General features: G+C 41.7%; 14 protein-coding genes. 1 reads left to right on the forward strand and 13 read right to left on the reverse strand.

The window, feature by feature from the left end:
* From BXY_RS22245 to BXY_RS22265, 6 genes are all read right to left on the reverse strand, one after another.
* The coding region (locus tag BXY_RS22245) for a SusC/RagA family TonB-linked outer membrane protein (RefSeq protein WP_208946893.1) at window positions 1-1,828 on the reverse strand (1,828 nt) is incomplete at its 3' end.
* A 295-nt stretch (window positions 1,829-2,123) separates the two neighbouring features.
* Entirely contained in the window at window positions 2,124-3,173 is a 1,050-nt protein-coding gene (locus BXY_RS22250; protein ID WP_004316235.1) for a PD-(D/E)XK nuclease family transposase, read from the reverse strand.
* A 659-nt stretch (window positions 3,174-3,832) separates the two neighbouring features.
* Window positions 3,833-5,440 (reverse strand): response regulator, encoded by a 1,608-nt coding sequence (locus BXY_RS22255; protein WP_369742157.1) that lies wholly within the window; start codon window positions 5,438-5,440, stop codon window positions 3,833-3,835.
* The gene (locus BXY_RS23925) at window positions 5,358-5,816 is read right to left on the reverse strand and encodes a hypothetical protein (RefSeq protein WP_015533006.1); all 459 of its coding nucleotides are present in this window, start codon (window positions 5,814-5,816) and stop codon (window positions 5,358-5,360) included. Before BXY_RS23925 ends, BXY_RS22255 begins: the two co-directional genes overlap by 83 nt.
* Window positions 5,817-5,924: 108 nt before the next feature.
* Entirely contained in the window at window positions 5,925-6,674 is a 750-nt protein-coding gene (locus tag BXY_RS22260) for a nucleotidyltransferase family protein (protein WP_008645811.1), read from the reverse strand.
* Window positions 6,675-6,709: 35 nt separating this feature from the next.
* The gene (locus BXY_RS22265) at window positions 6,710-8,140 is read right to left on the reverse strand and encodes a RapZ C-terminal domain-containing protein (protein ID WP_008026060.1); all 1,431 of its coding nucleotides are present in this window, start codon (window positions 8,138-8,140) and stop codon (window positions 6,710-6,712) included.
* A 113-nt stretch (window positions 8,141-8,253) separates the two neighbouring features.
* Here BXY_RS22265 and BXY_RS22270 point away from each other — a divergent pair, with 113 nt between their 5' ends.
* Complete coding sequence (locus BXY_RS22270) at window positions 8,254-12,204, forward strand: hybrid sensor histidine kinase/response regulator transcription factor (protein WP_015533007.1); 3,951 nt, start codon at window positions 8,254-8,256, stop codon at window positions 12,202-12,204.
* A 153-nt stretch (window positions 12,205-12,357) separates the two neighbouring features.
* Here the strand turns inward: BXY_RS22270 and fsa are convergent, their stop codons facing one another.
* The 7 genes from fsa to BXY_RS22305 form a co-directional block, all read right to left on the reverse strand.
* Window positions 12,358-13,014 carry a fructose-6-phosphate aldolase gene (gene fsa / locus BXY_RS22275; RefSeq protein WP_004312675.1) on the reverse strand — a complete coding sequence of 219 codons (657 nt, stop codon included), beginning with the start codon at window positions 13,012-13,014 and terminating at the stop codon, window positions 12,358-12,360.
* A 67-nt stretch (window positions 13,015-13,081) separates the two neighbouring features.
* Window positions 13,082-14,134 carry a class I fructose-bisphosphate aldolase gene (locus BXY_RS22280; RefSeq protein ID WP_004312676.1) on the reverse strand — a complete coding sequence of 351 codons (1,053 nt, stop codon included), beginning with the start codon at window positions 14,132-14,134 and terminating at the stop codon, window positions 13,082-13,084.
* Between the two features lie 27 nt (window positions 14,135-14,161).
* Window positions 14,162-14,908, reverse strand: coding sequence for a 2,3-diphosphoglycerate-dependent phosphoglycerate mutase (gene gpmA, locus BXY_RS22285; protein WP_008026056.1), 747 nt, complete (start codon window positions 14,906-14,908; stop codon window positions 14,162-14,164).
* A 308-nt stretch (window positions 14,909-15,216) separates the two neighbouring features.
* On the reverse strand, window positions 15,217-17,706 hold the full coding sequence (locus BXY_RS22290) for a zinc-dependent metalloprotease (RefSeq protein WP_203462499.1): 2,490 nt from the start codon (window positions 17,704-17,706) through the stop codon (window positions 15,217-15,219).
* A gap of 16 nt (window positions 17,707-17,722) precedes the next feature.
* Entirely contained in the window at window positions 17,723-19,150 is a 1,428-nt protein-coding gene (locus tag BXY_RS22295; RefSeq protein WP_015533009.1) for a RagB/SusD family nutrient uptake outer membrane protein, read from the reverse strand.
* 21 nt (window positions 19,151-19,171) lie between these two features.
* Window positions 19,172-22,765 (reverse strand): SusC/RagA family TonB-linked outer membrane protein, encoded by a 3,594-nt coding sequence (locus BXY_RS22300; protein ID WP_015533010.1) that lies wholly within the window; start codon window positions 22,763-22,765, stop codon window positions 19,172-19,174.
* A 19-nt stretch (window positions 22,766-22,784) separates the two neighbouring features.
* Window positions 22,785-23,280: FecR family protein (locus BXY_RS22305; protein ID WP_208946894.1), on the reverse strand; the 496-nt coding region annotated here is incomplete at its 5' end.

A 23,280-nucleotide genomic window follows, 5' to 3' on the forward strand; every position in this document is an offset into this window, starting at 1 on the left:
AAGCCGTCAACAAGTACTTATCATAAGCAGATAAATTAACACGTCCTAAATATGAAAGTAATTGATAATCTTTTTGTATAGGCTGTTTTACATCCACTTTTCCTGCATTAGACAATCCTTTAGTACGTAAGTCATAGATAGAAAAAGTATTGCCTGAAACATTCTCTGTCAGAAAATGATATTCATCATAAGTGATACCCGCTGTTGCCGACAGACGAAAATCCTTAGTCAAGTCCATATTAAAGTTTAACAGGTTTTCCACTGTATAATTAGACTTATTGACATTACTGATTGCCAGTAAACCCTTCACATTTTCTCCCGGAGGTAACTGAATCCCATACCAACGTTTACGGTCATTGACAATTATATTCCCCCCTGCACGCAGACTATACGAGAAATATTTATTAATGTTCCAATTCAGATTCAAGCTTCCATTAAATGTCTTATTATTAGTAATATCATCATAATCATTTACCCAACTAAATACATTCATTTTTGATTCCAAAGCACCCGGATCATCATCAGGAACAATATAAGGAGCTGTATCAAGAACCGTACGAGCCAAAGATCCGGCAACGCCTCCGGTTGTATTACCGCCCGTCATCATATCATTCTGCTTTAATGAACCGCTCAATATCAAATTTAAAGTTACTTTTTTAGATAATTCAGCAGTTAAATTAGCACGCAAGTCACCCTGTTTTATTCCTGTATTTTCTACGATACCATTAATATCCTTAAAGTTACCGGAGATATAATATTTCATACCGGCAGTTCCTCCACTGACAGAAGCCGAGTAGACCTGTGAGAAAGCTGATGTATATGCTTCTTTTTGCCAGTTGCGATAGGTAATAACCTTATATAATTCCGGATTATTCGGATCTGCCTGATAAGCGGATTCATTACCACTAAATACGTAACGCATTTCACCATTAGGTTGCAGATAATATCGCGGTTGGTCTAATTTAGAATTAGTGTAATCGGCATACTCTTCCAAATTTAACATATCGTGCAAGTTACGTGCATTAGCTATCGTAAAGTTCGCTGTGACATTTACTTTTGCCTTTCCGGCCTTTCCCTTTTTAGTTGTAATAAGAATTACGCCATTGGCACCACGAGAACCATAAATCGCAGTAGCAGAAGCATCTTTCAAGACGGTAATATCCTCAATATCATTAGGATTTATTGCACTCAACGGATCTTGAGCTATTTGGAAGTCACCACCTCCCACAGCAGACTCGGCAAACTCACCAGTAGATGCTTGCGGCACATTATCAATCACATATAACGGCTGATTATCTCCACGTAATGAGTTAGCACCACGAATAGTGACAGAAGAAGCAGCACCCGGAGTAGACATTGAAGCTGTTACATTTAAACCTGCAATCTTACCTTGCAATAGCCCGTCAATAGATACAGCTTTTGAAGCATCATTCGCATCAGGACGAAGACTGGCTGTAGCGCCTGTTAAATCGCTCTTTTTAGCCGTTCCATAACCAACAACAACTACTTCATCCAAATTTTGTGCATCCTCTTTTAATTGAACGTTAATTTTAGTCTGATTTCCAACCACTATTTCTTGTTTGGAATAACCGATAAAAGTAAAGACCAACACTGATTTTGAGTTTGGAACGGAAATGGAGAATTTTCCATCAATGTTGGTAATTGTCCCATTAGTAGTACCTTTTACTTGTACATTGACACCAGGCATACTTTCATTTAGAGCATCCACTACCTGACCGGTAATGTTTTTTCCTTGTCCCATAGATTGCGCTACAAACGCAAACAATGTGATGAAACATAGCAGAAAAACTTTTGATAGGTTCTTCATAGAAGTCATTTTTATAAATTATTAAATTTAAAGATTAAAAAGCTTATTCCAGATTTTTTGCTGAAATCCATACGCAAATATAGACGTGGTTACTGAATATGCATGTTCTATTTTAGCTACTATTTTTCCAATTTTGTCTAAAATCATCCATTTCATCGATATATCTAACCATCATAGACATTGTTGGACATCTTACGAATCAAAAAAAGAAAGCGGAAGTATCCATTCTTGAATATTCCCGCCTCCTTTATATTTTATCCTAATATAACTACAACAATTTTCCTATGAAGATATATTATAGGTTTTCTATATCAGAAGATTGAAGACCCGTATATTTGATAATTATATCAATGGATATTCCGTCCTCTCTCATCTTCCGAGCAATTTCAATTTGCTTCTTTTGCTCTCCTTTCTCCAACCCTTTCTCCAACCCTTCCTTCATCCCTTCTTTCATCCCTTCTTTCATCCCTTCTTTTATTCCCTCTAGCCTTCCTTTTTTCACTCCTTTTTCCAACCCGGCCTTCATCCCTTCCTTTAACCCTTCTTCAGCCGCTTTTCTCCGCATCTCTTCGTTTTTACGCCGTTCATCCTCCTCTACAATTTGGTTGACCCTATACCGATCTAATGCCTTATCATAAGCGATACGGTTTTCTTCCGAAAGATCGGCAACTGCTGCCAATCTCGCCAGATGTTCAAACACTTGTTCTTTCAAAGCATCCGGCATTCTATTCCAATTGCTCATATTCTTCAGTGCATAAATTAATTTATCATATAATGTATGGCAGTCCGACAAATCCTTTGTAAAATAAGGAAATTGCAAATAAATCTGCCGGAGATGCGGATTAACAATCTTCCCTGTATCACGGTCGGAAAGAACCGTATCCGTACGGAATTTAGCCTCTAAATTTTCCTCTTTGAAATTCGTCAGGAAAATTCCATATATAGTAGGTAGTCTATACTGCTTTCCATAAGAGACAAGTGGTTCTCTTGCAGTCATCGGATCCTCAGGGACAGGGACTTCTTTTGAAGAAGGAGATTCTATCTGCCGACTCACAGCACGACAAACATAATAAAGTGTACGATCTAAAAAATTACTGTGCCAACGATTCTGCATCTCCACGATAATATACTCACCACTTGCTGTACGGCAATAAAGATCATAAATGATACCTTTATCACTCACATTGTCCGCATGATCTTCCTTATCCAGAAAAGTAAGTTCTGTAATATGATGTTCACCTGCAAGTAGTTCGTTCAACAAAGTGATGAGCAAATTCTTACTGGCCGGTTGACCAAAAATAATTTTAAATCCTATATCAGTAAAAGGATTGACGTATTTGGACATGATATTCTATTTTTAGCAAAGGTAACTATTTAAATCCATAAACATAAAAAACAATCCCAAACTTTACGGATTTATAGCCTTTTATAGTAAGCTGTCTCCCTTTCAATTCCTCCAAACAAACAAGAGAAATGTTCTATTTTTCAGATTAAGAAAGAAAACAAAATTATTGAAGATGGTAATCCGGAATTAAAAGCATCCATATTACCACATATATATGCATATTACCACCACAATACAGCATATATTTTCAGATGATATGCGTTTTCTTTAAAGAAATAAATGATTTTCCTCGGTGAGCAATAAGCCATTCCTCGGTGAGGAACACATCCTTCCTCACCGAGAAAGCCTTCCATACTCACCGACCAAGTTATAAAAGCCCTCGGAAAAGCCCGTTTATAGGCTAGTTCATCATCACAAGCGCACAAAAGAAAAATGATAAAGCAAACTACATACGGGCAAATAGTAAGCATATAGATAGCAATACAGAGAAATTATTTATTTTTAGACAGGAATTATCCAGGATAACAAACAACCCTACATTCTTTCATCCAAAATGCAGAGCGTTTTTTCCTTCACCACAAACAAGTGACCGATATATTAAAAACAGAAAGAATAGAATATACCCTTTTTCAGATCAGCACATTTTTAATCCCCTCCTTTCAACAACCATACTCTTTCAGAGTCTGCATCAACTTCGCACCATTGATCGGCTTCACCAGATAATCATCACAACCGGCTTTCAACGCAGCTACCCGGTCGGCATCAAAGGCATGAGCAGTCAGGGCGATAATTGGAATTTCAGCATTAAACTTCCGGATCTCCGAGGTTGCAGTACGCCCGTCCATAACAGGCATCTTCATATCCATCAGTACCAAATCCACCGGTTGGGTACGAACAATCTCAACTGCCTCCAGTCCATTCGGTGCGTGTAACAACTGGCATTTGTTTTTCAAAATAGAAGATACCAAAAAGAAGTTACTTTGAATATCTTCAACGACCAGCACTCTTTTAGGTACTTTCTTTGTTTCTTCGGAGTCAAGAATGCTTTCATTATCTGCATCCTTCTCATTATTCCGACGTGAAGAAGTCGGCTCGCTGTCAACCGAATCAAACTGGCATGGCAAAACCGCCCAAAATAAAGACCCTTTATCAAATTCCGACTCAAAGCCTATCTCTCCCCTGCAAGCCTCAACGATGGCTTTACAAATAGACAGTCCCAGTCCGGTTCCCTGTGCAAATTCATCCAGTTTCTCAAAACGATGGAACACCTTGTCTTTTTTATCTTCCGGTATACCAATACCTGTATCACGAACGTAAAGACGAATATCTCCGTCTATCTTTTCATACCCCATTTCAATAGTTCCTTTGGAGGTATATTTGATAGCATTAGTTACAAAGTTAGTGAGAATCTGCGCTAACCGGTTTTTATCCAAACGAACGGTACAGGTTTCATAAGGATTCACGGGAACTAACCGAACCTGCGGATTTACTACACGACGATGCATCGAAGCAGCTAATTCGTTGAAATAAACAGCCAAATCAAAATCTTCGTATTTCAGTTCTACCGAGCCGGCTTCTATTTTCGAAAGATCCAGTATGTCGTTAATCAGTTTCAAAAGCAACTCATTATTGGCATTGATAATCTGAATAAATTCTTCTTTTTCTTCTTGATCTTCCGTCACCATCAATAAATCGGAAAAACCAACGATAGCATTTAACGGTGTACGGATTTCGTGGCTCATATTTGCCAGAAAGGCGGATTTCAACTTATCGGATTGTTCAGCACGACTTCTTGCCGTTTCAAGTTCACCTATCATGTGCTGTCGCTCGGTAACATCATCTACGCGAATCACGACACCGTCAACATCTCCCTGTTCATTAAATATGGGAGTAGCAAAGACTTCTATGACATGCTTGTTATCCAGATTAAACAAGATAGACTCTACCTGACCGGATCTCCGGGCACGTTGCATCACACAGTTCTCACAAGGAGTGGTGCGATTATGGGCCGTCAGATAGCAAAGCTCCCCTTTTTTGTAAGCCTCATAAGAAAGGCTTTTACTACAAAGCGAGATATTCTCCCATTGTACGATATAGTCGTTCGCAATATATGCCAATCCCGAATTAATATTGTTCAATACCAACTCATTCTGACGAATCAATTGGATCATTCTTTGTTCGCTCTCAAGGAGTTCTTTTTTTTGAGCGCACCGCTTCTTCGTAAAGATTATCATATTTGTTTTGCCACAGAACACGTTCGGTGACATCCTGGCTAATCACCATATAATTCGTAATTTCCGACTTTTCATTATGTACGAAAGAAACAGTAATCTCGAAGAATTTTATACCGGACAGATTAGTAGGAAAAAGATGACGCACGTCATCAAAATTATATTTTGCCATGAAACGCACTGTTTCTCCTTTTCTGACCTGTTCTTTGATTTCATCAGAGAAACTAGTGTAATTAAATAGATTATAGCCCAGAATATCCTTCTTGTCTTTTATCCCCATTGATCTCAACCGCGAATAATTGACATCTATCATGAGACCGTCCTTATCATACAACTCCAAGCCTACAGACAGGTCATTAAAGATGTTGTGCAATAAGTTGTCAGCTATCCCATTTTCCAAAGTCTGTTCCATGCAGCAAAATTTGTATAGTATTACAATATTGATTGTTTATCCAAGCAAAGTTACTTAAATATTTTGTTACATAGCAAGAAAGAGGCTTTTTAGCCTCTTTCAGTATCTTTATTTCGCATTTTGGTATAAGAAGTCTGTTGCTTTCGCTAATGTTTCCGGTTTGCCTATATCAATCAGGTGTAACTTTTCTTTCAAATAACCACCATAGTTTACTTGCCGGCAAGTGGCAAGATAGAAATCCATAATAGAGAATTTACCCTCCCAACGGGGAGAGGTCATCCATTGAAAAATGGCGGGCGAAAGTACATGGATACCACTGAATGCATATTCCCGATAAAGAGAAGGATCATACTGAAAACCTTCCGGTTTCACTTGTCCCGTGTCCTTGTTTATCCATCCGCAAAGTCTCTTGCCTGTATCAAAAAGAAGATAGCGGGAGGTTTTACGTTGGCTGGCCAGCAAAGTGGCAACAGCACCGCTTTGTAGATGGTAGTCATATAAATCTTTCAAATTCACGTCCGAAAGAATATCTACATTGTGTATCAGGAAAGGTTCATCAGAGTTTTCAAAGAAAGAACGAGCTTTCTTAACTCCCCCACCGGTGTCGAGCAACAGGTCGCGTTCGTCGGAAATATGTATGATGAGTCCAAAATTCTCATTGGCTTTCAGGAAGTCAAGTATCTGTTCGCCAAAATGGTGGATGTTAATCACTATTTCTGTGAATCCGGCAGCTTTCAGTTTTAAGATCACATGTTCCAACATCGGACGTCCGGCTATGGGAACCAAAGCCTTCGGCATGGTATCGGTGAGTGGCTTCAGCCGGCTACCCAAACCGGCTGCAAATATCATTGCTTTCATTCTTTCGGTCACTTTCTTCTTTATATTTACTCTTCTTAGATTGTTGCCTCAAACGTATGTTCAATGTTCTGTTCCCGATGCACCAGTTCGACTTTCACACCAAACTTCTGATTCAGGTGCTCTGCCAGGTGCTGGGCAGAATAAACAGAACGATGCTGTCCGCCGGTGCAACCGAAGCAGACGGACAAATTGCTGAATCCGCGTTCCATATAACGTTTCACGGAGGCATCTACCAAAGCATAGACATGATCGAGGAAACGGAGTATTTCACCATCTTCTTCCAAAAAAGTGATTACAGGTTCATCCAGTCCGGTGAAAGGTTTGTAACGCTCATACTTGCCGGGATTATTCACGGCGCGGCAGTCGAATACATAACCTCCTCCATTGCCGGTAGAGTCATCAGGAATTCCTTTCTTATAGGCAAAGCTCATTACTTTGACGGTTAGCTGCCGCTTTTTCAGGTCGTCCGTAAATTGTTTCAGTCCGGTAAGCTCCCGCAAAACGTTACAGAGATACGGATATTCCGGATATTCTTCTTTTAACAATTCACGCAGGTTTTCGATGGCATAAGGAACGCTTTGGATAAAATGCGGTTTCTTTTCAAAGTAACCACGGAAACCGTAGGCTCCCAGCACTTGCAGCGTACGGAAAAGGACAAAGTGGCGAAGCTGGCTATAAAAATAGGATTCGTCAATCGGTTGGTATTTGCGAAGAGCTTCCATATATTCTTGCAGCAGTTCTTTGCGGAGGCTGTCAGGATATTTCGCTTTCGCCTGCCACAGGAAAGAGGCTATGTCATAATAGAACGGGCCTTTGCGTCCGCCCTGAAAGTCGATAAACCACGGTTCCCCGTCTTTTATCATCACATTACGACTTTGAAAATCACGATACATGAAAGTAGCGGAAGAACTGCGGAGCAAGACATCGCTCATTTTCTGGAAATCATCTTCCAGTTTGTCTTCCTGAAACTCCATACCGGTAGCTTTCAGGAAGCAATATTTGAAGTAATTCAAATCCCACAGAATAGAGCGTTGGTTGAACTCCGGTTGAGGATAACAGCGGGAAAAATCAAATCCATCCGCCCCGGCAAATTGAATAGCAGGAAGCAGACGAATCGTTTTGCGAAGCAACTCTTTTTCCTCTTCGGAAAAGACACTGGTAGCACGTCCTTTCTCTATGGCATGGAACAACAGAGTATCGCCCAAATCTTCCTGCAAATAATAGGTTTTATCTTCCGAGGCAATGCGCACTTCGGGAACAGGCAGTCCACATTTGCGGAAGTGTCCTGCCATATAAAGAAATGCCTCATTCTCATCAATAGAAGCCCCGTAGACTCCAATCAATGTTTCTATACCCGTCAGCCGAAAATAACGGCGGTTGGAACCGGAAGACGGTAATTCTGTTATGTTTTCAGCGGGAACGCCCGTATATGACTGATAAAGTTTCTGTAGTTCTTCGGTAATCATAGTCGTATATTTTCGAGCAAAGATAAGCATAAAAACTAAAAAATAAGAGAGGGGATTTAACTAATATTCATCCGAATACACTATCTTTGTTTCAGTTTAACTGACCTGATCTCATGAGAACAAAAACCTTTTTACTACTATGCATTGCATTTATCACACTGTTTATCGGCGTTTCCACTCTTCAAGCCGGTCATTATTACTATAAGCAAATCTCCCTAAAAGATGGTCTTCCCTCTACCGTGAGATGTATTTTAACGGACAAACAAGGATTTGTATGGATAGGAACCCGTTCCGGATTAGGGAGATATGACGGACACGAACTTAAAAAATATATTCATCAGGCAAATAACCCTCATTCCATTCCTCACAATTTAATCTACCAGATGATAGAAGACGAACAAAACAATATCTGGATTCTGACAGACAAAGGAGTGACACGTTATCAGAGGCAAAGCGATGACTTTTTTATACCGACTGATGAGACAGGAAATAATATCATCGCCTATTCCGCCTGCCTGACTGATAACGGAGTGTTATTCGGTTCGAAAAATAAAATCTTTTTCTATAATTATCAGGATACCTCTTTACGCCTCCTACAAACATTTGACTTAGAACCCAATTATAATGTGACTCTACTAAATCTATGGGATAAACACACATTACTCTGTTGCAGCCGGTGGCAAGGACTACTCCTGCTCGACCTGAATACCGGAAAATGCCGACGTCCTCCTTTCGATTGCGGAAAAGAAATCATGAATGTACTCATAGACTCACAAAAAAGAATCTGGGTAGCTCCCTACAATGGAGGGCTGAACTGTCTGACACGCGACGGTAAACTACTGGCTACATATACTACCCACAACTCCTCTTTAAGCAACAATGTCATACTAAGTCTCGCCGAACGGGAAGGAGAAATCTGGATTGGAACAGACGGAGGAGGCATTAATATTCTCGACCCGGAAACAAGACGTATTTCGCTGTTGGAGCATATGCCCGGAAGTGACCACTACTCACTCCCCGCTAACTCTATTTTATGTCTGTACAACGACTGCAACAATAATATGTGGGCAGGTAGCATCCGTAACGGACTAATCAGCATCCGGGAAGTTTCCATGAAAACGTATACAGATGTACCTCCCGGCAACGACCGCGGACTAAGCAACAATACCGTTCTAAGTCTTTTCCAAGAATCCCAAGACCAAATTTGGGTCGGTACAGACGGAGGAGGCATCAACAGCTTTAACCCACTCACAGAGAAATTTATCCATTACCCTTCCACCTGGGAAGACAAAGTAGCCTCTATCTGCCAGTTTACTCCCGGCAAATTATTAATTTCTCTTTTCTCACAGGGAGTATTTATTTTCAACCCGGCAACAGGAGAAAAACAGCCTTTCACCATTGTTGACGCTAAAACGACAGCACTCTTGTGCAATCGAGGCAAGGCTGTAAATCTACTTCGGAACACTCATCACAATATTCTGTTCCTTGGAGAACATATCTATATCTATGATTTGAATACACGTACTTTCAGTACCGTTATAGAACAAGAAGAGCAGGAAATTATCGGTGCTCTCTTACCGATCGACAATTATAAGAATATCACTTATCTAAATGATACGAAGCACATATATGAACTGGACAACCATACCAACCGGCTGAAAGCCCTGTACAGATGTTGGAAAGATACAACGATCAACTCTGTTGCACGAGACGAAGAGGGAAATTTCTGGATTGGAAACAACTACGGATTGGTACACTACAATCCTGCCACCAAAATACAGACACCAATCCCGACCTCTCTATTTAGTGAAATCACATTGATCGCATGCGACCAGCAAGGAAAAGTATGGATAGGAGCCGACAGTATGCTTTTCGCCTGGCTCATCAAAGAGAAAAAATTCGTTCTATTCGGTGAATCAGACGGTGTAATCCAAAACGAATATCTTTCCAAACCTCGTCTATTAAGTATGCGGGGAGACATCTACATGGGTGGAGTGAAAGGGTTACTGCATATTAACAGCAAAATACCATTAACCACTTCCGAACTTCCCCAACTCCAATTATCAGATGTCATCATTAATGGAGAGTCAGTAAATAACGAATTAACGAATCATCCAGCAGGGATTTCTGCTCCCTGGAATAGTAATATCACTATTCGAATCATGTCGAAAGAGAAAGATATTTTTCGACAGAAAGTGTACAGATACCAAATAGAGGGGCTGAATGACCAGCAAATCGAATCATACAATCCCGAACTGGCCATACGTTCACTTCCTCCGGGAAGTTATAAAATCATGGCGTCCTGTACCGCCAAGGATGGTAATTGGATTCCCAGTCAGGAAGTACTGGAATTGACCATCCTTCCTCCCTGGTATCGGACATGGTGGTTTATTCTTTGTTGCGCCGTTTTTATTGCTGCCGCTATTATCGAAGCTTTCCGAAGAGCATGGAAACGTAAAGAAGAGAAGTTAAAGTGGGCAATGAAAGAACATGAGCAACAGGTATATGAAGAAAAAGTACGTTTTCTTATTAATATCAGTCATGAGTTGCGTACACCTTTAACGTTAATATACGCACCACTTAACCGGATGTTGAAATCCCTTTCTACCGAAGATACACAGTATTTGCCAATAAAAGCGATCTACCGTCAAGCGCAGCGAATGAAAAACCTTATTAATATGGTACTCGATGTACGCAAGATGGAGGTTGGAGAAAGCAAATTGCAGATACAACCGTATGTTCTCAATCAATGGATTGAACATGTATCCCAAGATTTCATCAGTGAAGGGGAAGCAAAGAACGTCCATATCCGTTATCAGCTTGATCCACATATCGATACTGTAAGTTTTGATAAAGATAAGTGTGAGATTATTCTAAGCAATCTACTTATCAATGCCTTGAAACACAGTCCGCAGGATGCAGAAATAACAATTATGTCGGAGTTGCTTTCCGAAAGAAATAGCGTACGTATCTCCATCATTGACCGGGGAAACGGATTGAAACAAGTAAATACACAGAAACTCTTCACCCGTTTCTATCAGGGTACAGGAGAGCAGAGCGGCACAGGGATCGGACTGTCTTATTCCAAGATTCTGGTAGAACTACACGGAGGTTCCATTGGTGCACAAGATAATCAGGATGCCGGTGCGACATTCTTCTTTGAACTGCCCTTAAGACAACAATCGGAAGAGATTATCTGCCAACCGAAAGCATATTTGAACGAATTAATGAGTGACGATAGTAAAGAACAACAACCGGAGGAAGATAATTTCGACACGAGTCCTTACAGTGTTTTAGTAGTGGATGATAATCCGGACTTGACGGACTTCCTGAAAAAGTCACTGGGAGAATATTTCAAACGGGTAGTGATTGCTTCGGATGGTGTGGAAGCCCTTCAACTGACCAAAAGCCATGCCCCGGATATTATCATCAGCGACGTGATGATGCCGAGAATGAATGGATATGAACTATGCAAAAATATAAAGGAAGATATTACGATCAGTCACATTCCTATCGTTCTGCTGACAGCAAGAGATGATAAACAAAGCCAGTTGAGTGGTTACAAGAACGGGGCGGATGCTTATCTGACTAAACCTTTTGAGATAGAAATGCTGATGGAAATCATTCGCAACCGGTTGAAGAACCGCGAATCTATCAAGAAGAGATATTTGAATACAGGACTAGTCCCTGCGCCGGAAGAAAGCACCTTTAGCCAGGCAGATGAAACATTCCTGTTGAAACTGAATAAAATTATCCTGGAGCATTTGGATAGCAGTCATCTGGATGTCACTTTTATTTGTAAAGAGATAGGTATGAGCAGAGCCTCCCTTTACAATAAGCTGAAAGCTCTGACCGATATGGGAGCCAATGATTACATTAATAAATTCCGGATGGAAAAAGCAATCACGTTAATCACCAGTACGGACCTGTCGTTCACAGAAATTGCCGAAAAGGTAGGTTTTACTACTTCACGCTATTTCAGTACGGCTTTCAAACAATATACCGGAGAAACGCCAACTCAATACAAAGAAAAGCAGAAACAGGAAAGAAAAAAAGAGCAATAAGAAGCTACCCGGAAAATAAATATTTTTTAGGCACGGATTACACAGGTTTCACTTCTTTTTATAGTTGTTTTATGATAACTATCATTTTAAAAACCGTGAAATCCATGTAATTCGTGCCTAATATTTTAATATATTGCAAGTTTCATTGCTTACTCAACCATTGACTTTTTTATAGTCTTCCAAGAACTTCTTCAATCCCGAGTCAGTCAGCGGATGATTGAGCAATCCTTTAATAGCGCTCAACGGGCAAGTAGCAACGTCGGCTCCTACTTCTACACATTCGATAATATGTTTCGTATTACGGATGGAAGCAGCCAATACCTGTGTTTTATAGTCATACGTACGATACATGCGTACGATATCCCCCACAAGCCTTACTCCATCTTCACAAATGTCGTCCAGACGGCCGACAAAAGGTGAAACATACGTAGCTCCGGCTTTAGCTGCCAGCAATGCCTGCCCTACTGAAAAGACTAATGTACAGTTCGTGCGGATTCCCTTTTCCGTGAAATGCTTGATAGCTTTAATGCCATCGGCAATACAGGGAACTTTTACTACGATATGCGGATTGAGCGCGGCAAGTTCTTCGCCTTCACGAATCATTCCTTCATAATCGGTTGCTATCACTTCGGCACTTACATCTCCGTTGACGATCTCGCATATTTTAATATAATGCTCACGCTGATTCTGCGTTCCTTTGATACCTTCTTTCGCCATCAGCGAAGGGTTGGTAGTCACTCCGTCAAGTACTCCGAGGTCATAAGCCTCCTGGATTTGCTCCAAATTAGCTGTGTCAATAAAAAACTTCATACTCTTAATTTTTAATGGTTAACGATCTAATAGTCAAAGATAAGAATTTATTTTTATTCATCCCTGATTAAGCAATCGTAATTGACGAATCAAGATATACATCCTGAATGGTATTCAATAATTCCACCCCTTCATTCATTGGTTTCTGGAACGCTTTACGTCCGCTAATCAATCCCATACCACCGGCACGTTTGTTGACAACGGCTGTAATGACAGCATCACGCAAATCTGATTCTCCGTGAGATTCTCCACCGGAGTTAATCAAACCAACGCGTCCCATATAGCCATTGGCAACCTGATAACGGCAAAGGTCAATCGGGTGTTCGGAAGCCAGTTCGGTATACATACGTTCGTCTACCTTGCCGAAGCCGATGGCTTTGAAACCACCATTGTTAGTAGGAAGTTTCTGTTTTACGATATCAGCTTTAATAGTCACTCCCAGACGGTCGGCCTGTCCTGTTAAATCGGCAGCCGCATGATAATCGACAGCACCTTTCTTGAAATCATTATTACGCAGGTAACACCAAAGAATGGTTGCCATCCCCAGTTCGTGAGCATATTCAAAAGCATTGGCAATCTCCACGAGCTGACGGCGGCTCTGTTCCGAACCGAAATAGATGGTGGCTCCTACCGCTACCGCTCCCATATTCCAAGCCTCTTTGACTGTACCAAACAGTACTTGGTCGAAAGTGTTGGGATAAGAAAGTAGTTCATTGTGATTCAACTTGACGATGAAAGGTATTTTATGGGCATATTTACGTGCTACGGAACCAAGGATACCAAAGGTAGAAGCGACTCCATTACAGCCTCCTTCAATAGCCAGTTTCACGATATTCTCCGGATCGAAATAGATCGGATTGGGAGCAAATGATGCTCCGGCAGTATGTTCGATGTCCTGATCGACAGGAAGTATGGACACATAACCGGTATTTGCCAGGCGACCATGTCCCAACAGCGTTTGCAGACTGTTCAATACTCTGATGTTCCGGTCCGAATCAATCCATACTTTATCAATTGTATCGGGAGACGGAACGTGAATCAATGATTTATCAATGGTTTCGCAAGTGTGGTCCAGGTAATAACAGGCCTTATCTCTTAATAATTCTACTACTTTACTCATAACTTCATTTTTTAATGTGTAACTTTTCTATTTTTTCTTTCCCTGATTGGCTACTGCTTCCATCAGTTTTTTGATCTCTTCCGGGTTTCCCAGGAAATAGTCGTTGGCCACGTTCAGGTTTTCATCAAACTCAAAAACATAAGGCACAGCAGTAGGCAGATTCAGTTTTATGATATCTTCATCGGAGATATTTTTCAAATGTTTTATAATACCCCGCAGACTATTACCATGAGCCACAACCAATAAAGTATGGGCCGTTTTCAGACTGGGGAATATATCACTTTCCCAGTAAGGCATGATACGTTCAATGGTATCTTTCAATGATTCGGTACGAGGTAATTCCGCGTCGGGCACTTCATGATAACGGTAATCAAAACGCGGGTTTCTCAAATCACTCTCCGAAAGCGGATTGGGAGCTATATCATAGCTACGACGCCACACGAGCACTTGTTCTTCTCCATATTTCTCGGCAGTCTCGGCTTTATTCAATCCCTGCAATTCACCATAATGCTTTTCATTCAGGCGCCAGTTTTTCTCTACAGGTATCCAGTCCAGATTCATCTTATCGAGAACACAGTTCAAGGTTTTCACCGCACGCTTCAAATAGGAAGTATAAGCCTTATCGAAATTGAAACCATATTCTTTCAATGTCTCTCCGGCTTTTTCAGCTTCGGCAACTCCCTTTTCTGTCAGATCGACATCTGTCCAGCCCGTGAAGCGGTTTTCTTTATTCCATGCACTCTCTCCGTGACGAAGTAATACTATCTTTTTCATTTCTAAAATTCTCCTTTCTTCTTTTTATATATACAACAGATTGTTTCTTCACAAAGTTCACTAGAAAACAAATAGTTATCAATACCCAGAAATAATGATTCTTTCTGTAAAGAAGCGGGATGCAGTAATCAGGGACATAAAAAAATACCCTCCTCTAATTCTAAGCTTGCATTATGGATGATGATTCATCAAAGCAAGGTTATCATTAGAGAAGAGTAAGTCTGTTAAAGTAAAAAAGAGAGAGTTTATATATACAAGAAAATCTGTTCTACTTTTCTGTTCTTTTTAAAAAGTTCCACTGTTGAAGTCTACACATCAGCATCTTTTCCATAATAGGTTTCTTTCGTTTTTTTGATGTTCCGCAGCAAAGATGAATAGTGGCGATAGTTCATATCTCCTTCCTTACAAGCTGCCAACTGTTCCTTTACATGCTCTTCAATCTTGTCCAGATGTTTCTCCATAAAGAGTTGAATATCAGAACGGGTGACTGTCATATTCAAACTTGTATTATCTTTCTCATTAGGTTTAATCACACGCCCTACAAACGACAGATAAGTCCGGTGTGTTTGACGACGGAAATTGTTCTCCAACTCATTAGGCTCGTTCAACGGTTTCCATACAGCAACAAATACGTCATTCAAATACTCGTCCAGTGAATACGGTTCGGGTACGCTGAAGGAAGTTGAATAGATATTGTGAAGCATTCCCGGCGCAAGCAACAAAGCTAACGCAGAACTCTGACGGTCGCTAATTTCATCTACCGCTTTCAGGCCTACACGACTTACCACTTCGTCCGGATAGAGCCAGAGGGGAGCTACGAACAAGTTACGTCCCAACCATTCAACAACCTCTTTTTGTATACTACGCGGCACATAATCACGTCCTTTGCTATCCGGCACATTTTTGGTATAACGGCCTCCCAGATTTTTCTGTACTTGCAGCGTATACTTCAGGTATTGGACGCGAACTGAATTATAGATAGTATTCAAGTCGTCATACTGACCGTCGGGTTGCGCCGTCCAAGTCAGAATATTCTCCATCACTCTTTTCAGATTCTTGATACCATATTCATTAGCCTTCATATTATTGTCGCCCAAATCTTCGCTTTGGCTGCGCGGGTCAGAGCCTTTTCCTTCATCACCGATAAACAATAAACGATGGTCTCCTTTCAGTTTCTTGGTAACTTCAGCGCGTAATGCCGCTTTCTCTTTAAAGGGGTCTTTAAATTCCGGACGATATTGATATCCCCATTTTATAGCCCATTTATCATAATCGCCAATGCGAGGGAAAAGTCCTTTTTCTGAAATCCGGTCTTCAGGCTGTGCCACATAATTGAATCGTGCATAGTCCATGATTGATACCGTATGACCATTGGCTTCCACCCAGGCTTTATCACGTAACTTCTCTACCGGAGTAGCTGAACTGGCAGCCATATTGTGACGCAAACCGAGTGTGTGTCCTACTTCATGCGAGGAGACAAACTGGATCAGAGTTCCCATTAATTTGTCATCAAAGGTCATTGATTGCGCACGTTTATCCAAAGGTCCGCACTGCACCATATACCATTTCTTAAGTAGGTTCATCACGTTATGATACCAACAGATATGACTTTCCATTATTTCTCCGCTACGCGGGTCTACAATACGCGGTCCGTAGGCATTCTCTGTTTCCGAAGGCAAATAACGCAATACACTATAACGTGCATCATCCAAGCTCATTGTGGGATCGTCCGGCCACTCTTTGGCAATAATGGCATTTTTAAATCCGGCTGCTTCAAAAGCAACATTCCAATCGTTCACACCGGCTTTAAGATAAGGGATCCATTTCTTGGGTGTTGCCGGGTCTATATAGTATACAATAGGGCGTTTCGGTTCAGTGAGTTGTCCTCGACGATAACGTTCCGGGTCTTTCGGTTCCAACCGATAACGCTGAATGATAGCTCCACGCGATGTGACTTGCTGTTCATCAGAGAATTCTGTCACCGGATTCTGAAAAAAGCCGACCCGTTCATCTGCCAGTCTCGGCTGCATCGGCTCTTTAGGCAACATTACCATACTGGTATTCAGTTTCACAGTCACTGATCCTGTTGCCGCAGCCGGCAGTTTGCCGGAAGCTATGTTGTAAGTACGCAAAGTTACTACTTCCACATTAATAGGATAGGTCTTTATAGTATCCATAAATGTACGATCCTGAACTAAAGAACCAATACCAAGAATAGAACGGTCACTTGATGTAAAGCCACAGGTCTTGTTATCACTTAAAAGGAACTTGGAGACGTTGACAAGCTGTGCCCGGGTCTCCGGATTTCTACCGATAACGTCAAATTTACCGATAACCGGATCTACAGTAGACTGCTTCAACGCCTCTGCTATCTTATCACCCGGGCGGGCAAACTGCGACTGTACATATTCACGTAAGAAGAGAGTTTTATCATTATGTTGTTCCCAATAAACCACACTTCGGTTCACTTCTTCTCCACTAAGCATTTTAAATCCTTGCGGAACAGCTTTAAAGCGGGTAACAACCAATAACAATCGTCCCAATAAAGAATCCGGTACTTCAAAATACCAGTCATCTTTGATGTGACGGATCGTGAACATACCCTCACATTCACTTCCTCCATCTTTCAACAGTTTCTCGTAAGCGGTAGCCTTCTTGACAGTGTCTTTCTTGACCGTATCTTCATGAACTACCAGATTTTTGGTTCCATACTCCAGCGGAAGTTTACCACCGGCATACACTCCAGCACATTGCAGTGTAAGGAGTATGTATGCCGCCATCATTAAAATTTTTCGCATCGCTTTTCTATCTATTTTATTCGTTAGTATTTAGTGTCAAATTGGGATTCTTCTCACGGGCAGCTACTGGGAACGGGATGATGTACAAACGTGAATCCGGTTTCAATGTATATATTTTCTGTTCTACGGTCGTAGTTACCAGCGGAAAAGTACGGGTAATCGTCTTTGCATAGTCGGCTTCCGTATTGAACCGTTTCAAATCCCAGAAACGGCTGAATCCGAAGAGCAACTCTTTACGACGCTCGTTAATGATTTCCTGCATCATCTCACGCTGTGTAGCCGGTTCCGGAAGCACAGCTTCACTTCCTTTGATTCGTTTTTCACGTAATTGATTCAACACTTCAACGGATCCGGACAAATCGTTTAAACGTGCCATCGCCTCTGCCAAAATCAAATAAACTTCGGCTGTACGCATACCTACAGCCATGTATTGAAACTTAGAATAGGTAAGGGCAGTGTTCCATAAAGCAGCTCCAGAACCCTCGTCAAAATAATACTCAAGATTACCGGTCGTTTTGAAGAACAGGTTCAAACGCTCGTCATTATCTCCGAAAAGCTGTACCAATTCCGGACTAATCATGCCATAGGTATAAGCAGGATTGTCCGAAGTGCTACCCATATAAGCATAATTCAACACTTCCGGATTGCCACCTTTGGCATAAGTTGAAACCTTAGTCGGCCCCCCTACGGCATCCAAAGCTATATAATCTATCAAGGCATTGTTCCGTTTCAAAGATTCCTCCGCCGCATCCTTAGCCTTTTTCCAGTCACGGTGGAACAAGTAAACGCGTGCCGCCAATGCATAGCCGAATGCTTTCGAAGGATGATATACATTCACCGGTTCTTCCTGCAGATAAGGTAACGCATCCTCGATATCCTTGATGATAAAGTCATAGACTTGGGCAACAGTAGCTTTGGTAGGAGTCGCTTCCAAGTCATATTCGCTGACAATAGCAATACCACCGTCAGTGGCTGCTGTCTCCGGATTGTAGGCTTTAGCGAATGTATTCACCAGAATAAAATGATCCCACGCACGCATGATTTTTGCTTCCGCTTTAGCCAGCTCCTTCACATCCTTGTCACCTGTACTATGATCTACCAATGAAATCACGATGTTAGAGCGTAAGATGTATTGATAACAGTTTGCATACAGATTATTATCACTTAATTCTTTACGATCGGCATCCTCATTAAAAGTCATATTGATTCCATCAGAGGAAAGATATTCCTTGCCGATAATATTCGATTCTTTTGACCAGACATTATCACTCAACAAAGCAAAAGACGACGGATAATAACTCCGGTTCGGCAAAGCCACCAATTCATAATAAGTCTCGGTAGAGTCCACAGTCTTCTTTCCTGTAGGGGTAATATCCACGTAATTCTCGCAAGCCGCAAATCCCAAGATAAGCAGAACCGGCAATATATAAAGTAATTTACGCATATCCTATATTCTTTTTAATAATTAGAAACTTGTTGATAATCCGATAGAATAAGTCTTGGGTGAAGCCATGCCGCGTGTGCCGCTGTTCAATCCGTAGCTTTCCGGGTCAATGTCGCTTCCTGCCTTACACCAGGTAAACAGGTTGTTCACTTGCAACTTCAAATTCAATGAATTAAGCCGGATTTGACGGCAGATACCAGACGGCAAACTATACCCCAAACTCAAGCTACGCAATTTCACATAACCAGCATCTTTCACATTGATATCACCATATTGCCACCAATCCTGGAAAGTACTTGCGTAAGTTTTAACCTTTGTGGGCATGTCAATATACATACGTACATTTGCATCCGGCGCATCCGCACTCCAACGGTTGGTTATGTCTTTCAACGTCTGGCTTCCCACCTGGTCACTCATACTTACCACACTATTACGCAGTTTGTTACCGCCTGCATACACAAAGAAAGCATTCAAGGCAATTCCCTTGTAGCTAAGTCTCAAGGACACTGCTCCATTAAATTTCGGAGTCAGCGAGCCAAGATTTACAAGATTCTCAGTACCTTTCAGTGACGATCCGGTAGTAATATTGGCAACCGTACCATCCTCGTTGAACGTCACCAGGTCATTCCCATCTTTGTCCACCGCTACCGGATATCCATTTTCAATGCGGTCGATACGGTAAGCCCAAAGCGTATTATAACTGGTTCCTTCCATAAAGTAGTTCTGCGGGCTCATAATGAAACTTGTCGAAGTGTCCGAATCACTATGATCCACCTTTAACATCTTGTTCTTGTTATGGGCAAAGTTGAAATCAACGGCAAAGTTCCAGTCCTTCTTCCTGATGAGATTGGCAGTAAGAGAAAATTCGATACCCCGGTTACGCATCTCACCGTTGTTCACTACACGTGATTTAGCTCCCAATGTAGGATCCATGTAGCGGCGTACAAGCAAATCAGATGAGTGGCGGTTGTAATACTCCAAGCTACCATTGACTAAATTATTGAAAAGACGGAAATCCAGTCCCACATTATAAGTGGCTGTTTTCTCCCAACGGAGTTTCGGGTTCGGAAGATCATCATCATCATAAGTCAGGTATGTCGTCTTGATCGGATTGCTCTGGGTCTTCTGCTTTACTACAAAATAGGTAGTCGAACTCTGATCCACATTACCGTTGATACCATAGGTCATACGTGCTTTCAGGAAGTCGAGCCAAACAATATCTTTCATAAATGGCTCTTCCGACATAATCCAGGACGCACCGACAGACCACAAGGGATGACGCTGGTTACGGATATCAAGTCCGAACAAGTCCGCCTGATCCCAGCGGATACTTCCGGATACATTATAACGGGACAGATAAGAATAGCTTGCATTGGCATAAAAAGATGCATAACGATGGCGTGATTCTTGCAACGTAGGCGACAGGCCACTCAAAGTAATCGTATTGCCGGAAAGTGCACTGGTTCCTACACCGTCACGGTATGCCTGCCAATCTATAATGTCAGAAGTCAGTGTCTGAGGATCGTATCCATACATTAATTGCCGGGTAGGTTTCGGAATCTTATTTTCCCTGAATTCAAGTCCGGCAATGACAGTCACTGTATGATTCTTCCAACTTTTGTCAAAGTCTATCTGGTTACGTACAGTATAACGGTTACTGCTCAACTCATTTTGAAAGAACCGTCCGCCTCTCGGCATTGCCGAATTTCCATTCGTATCAATCATAGAGTTGTACGTCATACGCATCAAATAGGAGTCCTCCGCATCAAACACTTCACTCTTGCTATGATTCCATTCATACTGATACATGAAGTTATATTTAAACATCTTCAGGAATCGTGCCTGCAAGCTGACAAACGGGCGGATGCTGACATTGCGTGATTTGGTACCGCCTTCACCCAATGCGTCAAGCACATTGAAACCAAATGTTTTATAAGGTGAAACACCTTCCGCCTTGCTCACGACACTGCCATTGTAAGCCCCACCCGAATATCCGCTTACATTCACATAAGGAGAATTATAACGGTTACCATCGGCATCCATTATTCTTTCATAACGTTGTTGCATAGTGTAACTGGTAAACAGGGTATTCGGTGTATCGCTACTTCCCAGACGGGCGTCCACCCCGGCATTCACATTCAGCCAACTAGTTATGGCATAGTTCGACTTATAATACAAGGAGAATTTATTCCTTTTATCATTTATCGTACGCCCCTTGTCATTTTCATAATTGAACGAAAGGAAGTGATTGTTTTTTCCGACTTTCTGCGATACGGACACATTATAACGCTGAGTTACAGCCGTGCGCCAGGCATTGTCACGATATTCTTTATAATAGTCATTATTACGCCACTGATTTAATGTGGCTTCGACTTCACTATTACTTAGTGTACCATTCTCCCGAGCCAGATAAAGTTGGAACAACGGATTATAGTAGCCTGCCTTATAGCTGGACAAAAAACCGGATGCACTGCCTGATTCGGCTACATTCGCATCAAACACAGCTGTTTGATAATCAATAATGTCGCTTGTAGAAGCCAGGTTCAAACTGTTGAAATTCGGTTTGCTGGTGATGAACCAATCAGCATTGATATTCACATGCGCACCCTCTTCTTTGGCCTGTTTGGTAACTACCACAATAATGCCGTTTGCAGCCAAAGCACCATAAATACTGGCTGCTGCGGCATCTTTCAAGACAGTAATACTCTCTACATTATAAGGATTTATCTCACTCAAGGTCAGGTCGGTCGGCATATCATCCACAACAATCAACGGCATTGTTCCAACATTAGGCGAGAACGTACCTACACCACGAAGGATAGGGCTCATATCACCGTTATTCGGATTAATATTCATACGCAAACCGGCTATTTGCCCTTCCAAGGATGACGCCAGGTCACTGTGCATCTGTCTTGTCAGTTGTTCAGAATCTATAAAGCCGAAAGAGGCAGTAGAGCGTTCACGGCTGATACGCTGATAACCCGTCACTACAACATCTCCCAATTGCTGTTTATCTTCATGCATAACCACATTGACATGAGTACGCCCTTTAATAGATACCTTTTCAGTTTGCATACCGACAAAAGAGACTTCCAATGTGTGGGTTTCCTCCATCACTTTACAAGTGAAATTTCCTTTGATATCGGAAATAGCTCCAAACGGGCTGTCGATTCCCCGGATATTCGCACCCGGCAGCGGATCCCCTTTTTCATCCACTACCCGCCCTTCGATGTTCCTGACTTTACGAGTAGTCAATGCAGGCTTCACTTTACGGACAGTGATAAAATGTTGTTTCACCTCATATTCAAAAGGTTTCCCTTCCAGTATTTTCTGGAGTGCCGCCAAAGGTGCCAACTGATGTATGCTTACGCTTACCCGGTACGCTCCGACATCTTCACTAGGAAAATTCACCTTATAACCGGACACATTGCTAAACTGCTTCAAAGCCTCTCCCAATGGCGCTTCCTTTAGTTCCAAAGAAATCAATTTGTTGTCCGTATTTTGTGCCCGTCCATGCAGGGCAATTACAAACATCAGCAATAAGAAGGCGGCTTTCATCCATACGACCTTTCTCATTGCCTTTTTGCGAGACAATGTAATTTGTTGCTTTTTCATAAGAGTTGTATTTGTAAAGTTATATATGTTTAATCGTAATAGTCCCGTCCTGATATTCTACACGTACTTTTTCCAGTTTATTCAGCAGTTCTACTGCCTCGTCCAAATGAGCGTTGCGGTTCGCCCAAAAGTTCAGGCGGATATTGTATAGTTCCACCCGTTCAAAGTCGACGTTCACGTTGTACCATCTGCCCAGAGAACTCATAATTTCTTCCAGTGACGAATCTTCAAAATAGAACATTCCTTCTGTCCATGCCGTATAGGTAGCTATGTTGACACGCGATATTTTCTCTTCTCCGGTTTCCGTATAAGTCAAGTCCTGTCCGGGTTGAAGCACTACGGATGAAAGGCTGTTCGTGTTGGTCACTTGCACTTTTCCCTGCACCAATGTCACGTGGCGGTCTTCTGTTGTGTATGAACGTACATTGAATTTAGTACCCAGCACATGGGTATCCATGCCGTCCGCACTTACGATAAAGGGACATTCTTCATCCTTTGTCACTTCAAAGCAGGCT

This window comes from Bacteroides xylanisolvens XB1A (assembly GCF_000210075.1).
Classification (GTDB): domain Bacteria; phylum Bacteroidota; class Bacteroidia; order Bacteroidales; family Bacteroidaceae; genus Bacteroides; species Bacteroides xylanisolvens.